The sequence below is a fragment of the Secundilactobacillus folii genome (assembly GCF_009720675.1).
GTDB lineage: Bacteria > Bacillota > Bacilli > Lactobacillales > Lactobacillaceae > Secundilactobacillus > Secundilactobacillus folii.
This window is the reverse complement of record NZ_WNJO01000033.1, coordinates 1-1,264: the sequence shown is the minus strand read 5'-3', so window position 1 is coordinate 1,264 and position 1,264 is coordinate 1. Positions and strand designations below refer to the sequence as shown.

1 protein-coding gene is annotated in these 1,264 nt (G+C 52.9%); it reads left to right on the top strand.

Annotated elements, in window-relative coordinates; genetic code table 11:
• The first annotated feature begins 121 nt into the window (after positions 1-121).
• Positions 122-1,192, top strand: a complete 1,071-nt coding sequence (locus GM612_RS12155; protein ID WP_131470429.1) for an IS30 family transposase — start codon at positions 122-124, stop codon at positions 1,190-1,192.
• Positions 1,193-1,264: the final 72 nt, after the last annotated feature.

Below are 1,264 nucleotides of genomic sequence, written 5' to 3'. Positions count from 1 at the left end.
CCCGCGTTTTAGAATCAAGTTAGCCACTATCGTCGTCGAGCGGAAAAAATAAAAACACCAAGTCGATACGACCTGTTATCATTGAAGTTCCTACACAAACAATGAAAGAGGTATCGTCTTGATGCAAGAACAGCTTACCATGTCTCGCCCAAAGGGTCACCATCTTACTGCCGTAGAACGCGGTCAAATTGCCGCTTTACATGCTGAGAAGAAGTCTAATCGCGACATCGCAAAGGTGATCGGCGTTTGCCGTCAAACGGTGGCTAATGAGCTTGCTCGCGGCGAGATCGATCAGGTCAAGAAGGTCAATGGGCAACGCCAGTACTCACGTATATATAGCCCTGAGGCCGCACAGGCGCGATACGTTGAGAACCGGCGCCGCTGTCACCGACCACTCAAGCTGACGCAGGCAGCTGACTTCATTGCTTACTTCACCGCACGTTTCAAGGAGGACGGGTGGTCTCCCGATGCGGTGGTTGGGCGAGCGAAGCACGACAAGCTCTACCAACCGGCCGAAATGGTCTGCACGGCTACGCTTTACAGCTATATCGAGGCGCAGCTACTGGAGATCAAGAACATTGATCTGCTCGAGCAAACCAGCCGGCGTACGAAACGAAATGCCAATACGACTCACAAGCGCATGCTTCAAGGCAGAAGTATTGATGAGCGGCCTAAGCGAGTCGAGAGCCGACGTGAGTTTGGTCACTTTGAACTCGACACGATCGTAGGCAAGCGCAACGGCCAAGAGAGTGTCATCATGACCCTGATTGAGCGTAAATCACGCTTCCAATTCATGCGCTTGATCGACGGGCGTGATGCTGATTCGGTGAATTACGCGATGCGCGGTATCATCGGTGAATACGGGGACATCATCAAGACCATCACGGCAGACAACGGCTCCGAGTTTGCCGAGCTTGAATCAGTACTGAATGGCGTGGCGACGGTCTACTACGCACATCCATACCGATCCAGTGAACGGGGTACCAACGAGGTTCACAACAAGATGGTACGCAGAGACTTTCCTAAGGGCCAGTCACTAGATACTGTGAGTCCCGCCGCTGTGGCCAAAGTCGAAGCTAAGATCAACCAACTGCCACGACGCAACCAAGACTATCGGACCACCGAGGAAGTCTTCAGTGCCGAATGCAAGCGAGTCCGGCGCCACGCCGCCAAGGCGGCAGTGGCTAGCTAACCAATACTATAAGATAACAGGACATCTCGACCCGGCCCAATCTAGGTGGCTAACTTGTTCTTGCAATTTACG

Excerpts from the sequence above, each read along its gene's own strand:
- GM612_RS12155 (WP_131470429.1), top strand. The coding sequence starts at position 122 with ATGCAAGAACAGCTTACCATGTCTCGCCCAAAGGGTCACCATCTTACT.